This window comes from Caulobacter sp. 10L414 (genome assembly GCF_056395525.1).
The window spans coordinates 1-3,006 of sequence record NZ_JBFTJR010000122.1 but is presented as its reverse complement, the minus strand read 5'-3'; the positions used below and the strand labels follow the sequence as shown (position 1 = coordinate 3,006).

The window sequence follows — 3,006 nt, the reverse complement described above, 5'->3', positions numbered from 1 at the left end:
CCTCCGGGCAGCTGAATCTCACGCAGCTCACCCGGCGGCGACGCGCTGCGCTAGCTGATGGCTACGCGCCTCGCCGCCAGCCCAGGACAACCAACAGAGGGGTCAATTTTGGACGCCGATAGGGGGTCAATTTTCAACGCCGTTTGACACTCAGCGCTGAGGGAAGCGTGAACGAGCCCTTGGAGTGCGGGAAAAGCGCCTCGCTGACCGAGACCAATTCCCGGAACGCCGGCTGCTTATAGAGATCGTCTGGACGACGTCGCCAGCCCCACACCCGACCGAGTGCTTCAACCAGAGCCTCACCCATTGCCGACCATCCACATCTCGATTGGCGCTAGCGCATCGTCCACGGCCGGACGATCAGGACCAACATCGTAAAGAGGCCAATGAAGAGCAAAGGCGTGAAAGCCGGAAAGGCCGAGCGCTCGAGGGCTTGAACGACTGTGCTCAGCACGGCTGTGGGCATCACCGCCGCCAAAAGGCAGCCAACCCAGCCGATCGGCTCGCCCCAGCGACGCGGTGTTGGCGCGTCTTCGTCGTCGTTCGAGCCCATAATCAGCCTCCCCTTCCTGAGATGTAGCTCAGGGGATCCCGGATTGGCGATTCGTCGGTGTCGGCGTCGGGGCGTAGGTCAGCGAAAAATCGCGGAGGCTGGCGAACCGTTGGCCACGCTTCGCGCCGAGAACGCGGCCACCCCATTACAAACCCCATTACAAACGAGGATTTGTAACGGGCCGCCTGCGCGGCCAATTCTCAACATGTTGATTTTCTTGGAGAAAATGGCGCGCCCGGAACGATTCGAACGTCCGACCCTCAGATTCGTAGTCTGATGCTCTATCCAGCTGAGCTACGGGCGCGCACTGCCTTGCGGCGAGGCGGGGGAGATACCCCGTACCCCGGGGGTGCGCAAGCGTCTTGTCGTAAGAAAGTCGCCAAGTTCGGTGGATAAGTGCTCGATCCCTTGGCGCATAAGGGTTTTCGGGCGAGAAAAAGATGTCGCAGGGACGCGCGGGAGCGATTTTTCGCGAGCGTGGTGGCGGCGTCGGGGGCATGGTTCGTCGAATCTCCGCCGTCCGAGTCGGATTTCCGACGCTTCGACGGCCCGTTCCGCGCCCCAACGCCAGGTCTTCCGAAGGATCCGCCCATGCGCCTGCCCGTTCTCGCCGCCCTCGCCGTCCTGACCGCTTGCGGAGGGATCGCCGGCTGCGCGACCGCGATGGGGCCGCAGGCGGCCGCGACCATCCCGAAGACCGCTCCGCAGACCTCTGGCGCCGCGGCCGCCTACAGCCCGCGCGGCATGGTGGCCTCGGCCAATCCGCTGGCGACGGAAGCGGGCCTGCGGGTGCTGCGTGAAGGCGGCTCGGCCGTCGACGCGGCGGTGGCCGTGCAGGCGGTGCTGGGCCTGGTGGAGCCGCAGAGCTCGGGCCTGGGCGGCGGCTCGTTCATGGTCTTCTACGACGCCAGGACCGGCAAGGTGACGGCCTATGACGGCCGCGAGACCGCCCCGGCCGGCGCGACCCCGGCCCTGTTCCTGGGCGAGGACGGCAAGCCGGTGTCGTTCATCGCCGCGGTGCTGTCGGGCCGCTCGACCGGCGTGCCGGGCGCGGTGGCCATGCTGGCCCAGGCCCAGAAGGAGCACGGCGCCATCGGCTGGGACCGCCTGTTCCTCGACGCCGAGCAGCTGGCCGACCAGGGCTTCGTCGTCAGCCCGCGCCTGGCCTCGATGATCAACGGCCGCGCGCCCCAGGGCCAGACGCCCGACGCGGCCGCCTATTTCACCAAGCCCGACGGCCGGCGCTACCAGGCCGGCGACACCCTGAAGAACCCGGCCTACGCGGCCACCGTGCGCCGCCTGGCCGCCGAGGGCGCCTCGGCGCTCTATGAAGGCCCGCTGGCGCAGGCCATCGTCGCCAAGCTGCACGAGGGCGAGCGGCCGTCAGCCATGACCCTGGCCGACCTGAAAGCCTACAAGCCGCGCTCGGCCGACGCCCTGTGCCGGCCGTGGAAGGTCTACAGCGTCTGCGTGCCCAACCCGTCGTCGAGCGGCGTGTCGCTGCTGCAGGCCCTCTTGATGCTCGAGCACACCGACATCGCGAAACGCGGCCCCAAGGATCCGGTCGCCTGGACCCAGATCGCCGAGGCCGAGCGGGTGATGTACGCCGACCGCGACCGCTATGTCGGCGACCCCGGCAAGGTGACCGTGCCGGTCGAGGGCCTGCTGGAGCCGGCCTATATCAAGGAACGCGCCAAGCTGATCGGCGAGACGGCCGGCCCGGCCCCGAGCTTCGGCCTGCCCAAGGGCGCGCCCAAGGTCGGCCCGGACTCGACGGTCGAGCCGGGCGGCACCACCCACTTCGTCATCGTCGACGCGGCCGGCAACGTGGTGTCGATGACCACCACGGTCGAGAGCATCTTCGGCTCGGGCCGGATGGTCGGCGGCTTCTTCCTCAACAACCAGCTGACCGACTTCAACTTCGCGCCGACCGACAAGGACGGCCTGCCCGGCGCCAACGCCGTGGCCGGCGGCAAGCGTCCGCGCTCGTCGATGTCGCCGGTGGTGGTGCTGGACAAGAAGGGCAAGTTCCTGGCCGCCGTCGGCTCGCCGGGCGGCTCGGCCATCCTGTCCTACAATCTGAAGGCCATGGTCGGGGTGTTCGACTGGGGCCTGTCGATGCAGGACGCCGTGGCCCTGCCCAACCTGGTGGCGCGCGGCGACGTGTTCTCGGGCGAGGTGAACCGCTTCGGCCCCGAACTGACCGCCGCCCTGCAGGCGCGCGGCGTTATGGTCAAGGAAGGCCAGAACGAGAATTCGGGCCTGCACGGCGTGATCGTGCGCGCCGGCGGCAAGCTGGAAGGCGGCGCGGATCCGCGCCGCGAGGGCGTGGCCAAAGGTTTGGAGTAGTTTCGGTAGATCCGGGGAGGTGGCCCGGAGGGCCGGAGGGGGTAGCGCCGGCGCTGCCCCCCTCAGTCGCTCCGCGACAGCTCCCCCAGAGGGGGAGCATCTTC

The 3,006-nt window shown here is 68.5% G+C and carries 2 protein-coding genes and 1 tRNA gene; 1 reads left to right on the top strand and 2 read right to left on the bottom strand.

Annotation, left to right across the window (positions count from 1 at the left end; all coding sequences use genetic code 11):
- Positions 1-334: 334 nt before the first annotated feature.
- A complete protein-coding gene (locus tag AC1DCG_RS24970) occupies positions 335-553 on the bottom strand; it encodes a hypothetical protein (RefSeq protein ID WP_477028303.1) in 219 nt (72 codons plus the stop codon).
- A 227-nt stretch (positions 554-780) separates the two neighbouring features.
- A tRNA-Arg gene (locus tag AC1DCG_RS24965) sits at positions 781-857 on the bottom strand.
- A gap of 287 nt (positions 858-1,144) precedes the next feature.
- On the opposite strand from AC1DCG_RS24965, the gene ggt reads away from it, so the two are divergent.
- A complete protein-coding gene (gene ggt / locus AC1DCG_RS24960; RefSeq protein WP_477028304.1) occupies positions 1,145-2,902 on the top strand; it encodes a gamma-glutamyltransferase in 1,758 nt (585 codons plus the stop codon).
- Positions 2,903-3,006 lie beyond the last annotated feature (104 nt).

Coding starts and splice junctions, on each gene's coding strand:
- AC1DCG_RS24970 (WP_477028303.1), bottom strand. CDS start 553: ATGGGCTCGAACGACGACGAAGACGCGCCAACACCGCGTCGCTGGGGC.
- ggt (WP_477028304.1), top strand. CDS start 1,145: ATGCGCCTGCCCGTTCTCGCCGCCCTCGCCGTCCTGACCGCTTGCGGA.